This is a genomic window from Streptomyces sp. URMC 127 (assembly GCF_051386535.1).
Taxonomy (GTDB): Bacteria; Actinomycetota; Actinomycetes; order Streptomycetales; family Streptomycetaceae; genus Streptomyces.
Genome location: NZ_JBPQTW010000336.1, coordinates 1 through 4,604, shown reverse-complemented (window position 1 = coordinate 4,604; position 4,604 = coordinate 1). Strand labels below are relative to the sequence as shown.

1 protein-coding gene is annotated in these 4,604 nt (G+C 72.8%); it reads left to right on the top strand.

The window, feature by feature from the left end; translation table 11 throughout:
- A partial coding sequence (locus tag ACSNOH_RS33440; protein ID WP_436725207.1) for an amino acid adenylation domain-containing protein occupies window positions 1-4,604 on the top strand: 4,604 nt, incomplete at both ends.

Below are 4,604 nucleotides of genomic sequence, written 5' to 3'. Positions count from 1 at the left end.
CCTCCTCGACGGCTGGTCCCTCCCCACCCTCCTCCGCGAGCTCTTCACCCTCTACACGCACAAGGGGGACGAGACCGCCCTCCCGCCTCCCGCGCCGTACCGGAACTACCTCACCTGGCTCACCACCCGGGACCGGGACGCGGCCGGGAAGGCCTGGCGGGAAGCGCTGGCCGGCATGGAAGAGCCGGCCCTGTTCCCGACGGCCCGGCGGCCCCACTCCTCGGTGACGCCGGACGTGCTGTCCGTCGAACTGCCGGAAGACACGACGGCAGCGTTGACGAGGACGGCGCGCGGCCACGGGCTGACGCTCAGCACCGTGGTCCAGGGGGCCTGGGGAGTCCTGCTCGGGCGGCTGCTCGGCCGCGACGACGTGGTCTTCGGCGGCGTCGTCTCCGGGCGCGGAGCGGAGGTCCCCGGCATCCAGGACATGGTGGGACTGTTCATCAACACGGTGCCGGTGCGGGTGCGCTGGGGCCGGAGCGAGTCGTGGGCGCAGATGCTGGCCCGGCTGCAGGCCGAGCAGTCGGCGCTGCTGGAACACCAGCACCTGGGGCTGGCCGGGATCCAGCGGCTGACGGGAATGCCGGAGCTCTTCAACACGACGACCGTGTTCGAGAACTACCCCTTGGATGCGACGACGCTGGAGGAGGTCCATCCCGGTCTGCGGGTGCGGAACGTCAGCGCGAGCGACGGCACCCACTATCCGGTCAGCCTCGCCGTGGTCCCGGGGCGCAGGCTGCACCTGCGCTGGAAATACCGGCCGGACCTCGTCGAACGGGGCGCCGCCGAGGCGACGGCGGCGCGGCTGCGCCTGCTGCTGGAGACGATCGCCGCGGATTCCGGCCGCCTCGTCGGGCAGAGCGACATCCTGACCGCTGAGGAACAGCACCGGTTGCTGGTGGCGTGGAACGACACGGCGCGCCCGGTACGGCAGGCGAACCTGCCCGAGCTGTTCGAGGAACAGGCGGCCCGGACGCCCGGTAGGCCGGCCGTACTCCACGAGGGCGCATCACTGTCCTACGCGGAGCTCAACGCCCGGGCGAACCGGCTCGCCCACCGTCTGATCGCGTACGGCGCCGGTCCGGAGGACGTCGTCGCCGTGGTGCTGCCGCGATCGGCCGACCTGCTGGTGGCGCTGCTTGCGGTGCTCAAGGCCGGGGCGGCGTATCTGCCGGTGGATCCCGCGTCCCTGTCCGCACGGCTCTCGCTCATCCTGGACGGCATTCGCCCCGCGGCTGTCCTGACGACGGCGGAATCGGCTGATCGCCTCCCCGGAACCGGTGGTCGTCCGCTGCTGCTCCTCGATGCCGGCGACCCGGCCGGCGAGGTGAGCCGGTACCCGGACACGAACCCCCGCGACGCCGACCGGGTCGCACCGCTCTCCCCGGCCAACCCCGCCTACGTCATCTACACCTCCGGTTCCACCGGCGTCCCCAAGGGCGTCGTGGTGGAGCACCGGTCGCTCACGGACTATCTGGCATGGGCCCTGGAGGCGTATCCGAGTGCGCGGGAAACCGTGCTGCTGCACTCCTCCGCGGCCTTCGACACGACCGTGACGGGCTTGTTCGTTCCGCTGCTGGCCGGCGGCCGCGTTCACCTCGCAGCGCTGGAGGAGGACGCGCTGCCCCGGCAGGGGCTCGCGGGAACCCGGTGCACGTTCCTCAAGGGCACGCCGAGCCACCTGACCCTGCTCAACGCCCTGCCCGCGGAGTTCTCGCCGACGGAGGAACTGCTGCTCGCCGGCGAGGCCCTGCTGAGCGGCGGCCCGCTCGCCGAGTGGCGTCAGCGCAACCCGTCGGCCACGGTGTTCAACGTCTACGGCCCGACCGAGACCACGGTCAGCTGCACCCAGTACCGGATCGGTGCGGGTGCCGCGCTCGCGCCGGGAGCCGTGCCCATCGGCCGCCCGGTGTGGAATGCGCGGGCGTACGTGCTGGACGGCGGTCTGCGGCCGGTGCCGCCGGGCGTGACGGGAGAGCTGTATCTCGCCGGGGCGGGCGTGGCAAGGGGGTATGCGAACCGCCCCGGGCTGACCGCCGAGCGGTTCGTAGCAGATCCGTTCGGGCCGTCCGGCTCGCGCATGTACCGCACCGGGGACCTGGTCCGCTGGAACGACGACGGCGACCTGGTGTTCGTGGGGCGGGCCGACGACCAGGTGAAGGTCAGGGGTCACCGGATCGAACCGGGCGAGATCGAAGCGGTCCTCGCCCGCCACCCCGGCCTCCTCCGGGCCGCCGTCGTCGTCCAGGAGGGCGGGCAGGCGGGGAAGCGGCTCGTGGCGTACGCGGTGCCTGCTGCCGGGGCTGCCGGTGCTGCCGTAGAGACCGGGGGCTTGCGGGACTTCGTCCGGCGTGCGCTGCCGGACTACATGGTCCCGGCGGTCTTCGTGCTGCTGGACGAGCTGCCCCTGCTGCCGAACGGGAAGCTGGACCGCGCGGCGCTGCCCGCGCCCGGAGCCGGTGCGGCGCCGCCCGCGACACGCGCTCCGCGCACACCACAGGAAGAGGTGCTCTGCGGCCTCTTCGCCCAGGTGCTCGACGTGGCCGCGGTGGGCGCGGACGACAACTTCTTCGAGCTGGGCGGCGACAGCATCATGTCCATCCAGCTCGTGTCCAAGGCCCGCGCCGCCGGGCTGGTCTTCTCCCTGCGTGATGTCTTCCTGCACAAGAGCCCCACGGCCCTGGCCGCTGCGGCCGCAAGGGCGGACGAGGCCGGCGAGCAGGCCGGTGAGGCTCCTGACGCCGGCACCGGGCGGCTGCCGCTGACCCCGGTCATGCACCGGCTGCGGGACCGCGGAGGTGCGCTCGACGCGTTCCACCAGTCGGTGCTCCTGCAGGTTCCCGGGGATCTCGGTGCGGCTCGGCTCACGGCGGCGCTGCAAGCGGTGCTGGATCACCACGACGTCCTGCGGATGAAGGTGACCGGGTACCCCGGCGGCGAGTGGCAGCCGGACATCGCGCCCCGCGGCACGGTCGCGGCGAGCTCCTGCCTGCGCCGCGTGGACGTGGCCGGGCTGGACGCGGCCGCATTGCGTGCGGTGATCGCCGCAGAGGGCGCTGCCGCGGTGCGGCGGTTGGCTCCCGGGCACGGGACGGTGCTGCAGGCGGTGTGGTGCGATGCCGGCCGTGCCCGTCCGGGCCGGTTGTTGCTGGTGCTGCATCACCTGGTGGTCGACGGGGTGTCCTGGCGCATTCTGCTGCCGGACCTGGCCGCAGCCGTTGCAGCGATCGCGGCGGATCGCGCGGTGGAGCTTGCTCCCGTACCGACGTCGTTCCGCCGCTGGGCCCACATGCTCGTGGAGCACGCCCGCGAACCGAAGCGGGTCGCTGAAGCGGCATGGTGGGAGCGGGTGCTCGACGGGCCGAGTGTGATGCCGGCGGACCGGCCGCCCCGGGAGGACGACGTCACCCGGACCATGACCATGACGATCCCCCCGGAACGGGCGGCACCGCTGCTCACCGGCGTACCGGCCGCGTTCCGTGCCAACGTCAACGACGTGCTGCTGACAGCCCTGGCGGTAGCGCTCCTGGCCCGGGACCAGCGGCGTGGCGGGGACGGGACGGAGCTGCTGGTCGACGTGGAAGGGCACGGACGGGACGAGTTCGTTCCCGGGCTGGACGTGTCACGCACCGTGGGCTGGTTCACCAGCGTCTTCCCCGTACGGCTCAGGCTTGACGGCGTCGACCTCGCCCAGGCGCTGGCAGGCGGCCAAGCCGCCGGTCAAGCACTCAAGACCGTCAAGGAACAACTCCGAGCAGTCCCCGACCAGGGCATCGGCTACGGACTCGCCCGCTACCTCAACCCCACCACCCGGCCACGCCTCTCCAAGCCGACGGCTCCCCAGATCGGCTTCAACTACCTCGGACGATTCTCCGCCGCGGACACCGGCGCATGGACCGTGGCCGAAGAAGCCGACGCCCTTGCCGCAGCGGCCGGCGCCGGGCTGCCGGGCCCGGCGCACCACCTCGCCGTCAACGTCCTGGCCAGGGACGGTGCCGAGGGAACCGAGCTGGTGGCTTCCTGGACGTGGACCGAGCAGGCACTGTCCGAAGAGGACGTCCAGGAGCTCACCGGGCTCTGGTCCCGGGCACTCGACGCGTTCGTCAGGCACACCGCTCAGCCCGGCGCGGGCGGCCGGACCCCCTCGGACTTCCCCCTGGTGCCGCTGACGCAGAGCCGCCTCGACCGTCTGGCTGCCGGGCCCTGGGGAGGAGCGCCGGGGCTGCAGGACATCCTGCCGGTCTCGCCGCTGCAGGAGGGCTTGCTGTTCCACTCGGCCTTCGACGAGGAGATGCCGGACGTCTACACCGTGCAGCTCGTCCTCCGTCTCCAAGGGCCTCTGGACGCGGCGGCCTTGCGGGCTTCGGCGGAGGCGTTGCTGCGTCGGCACGCCGCTTTGCGGGCGGGCTTCCGGCAGGAGGACGCGGACCGTCCGGTGCAGGTGATTCCGCGGGAGGTGGCGGTGCCCTGGCGTGAAGCCGACCTGACCGGGCACGGTGACCCCGGACCGGAACTGGCCCGGCTGCTGGCCGAGGACCGCGCCCACCGCTTCGACCCCGCCCGGCCCCCGCTCCTGCGCTTCACCCTCATCCGCACCACCCCCG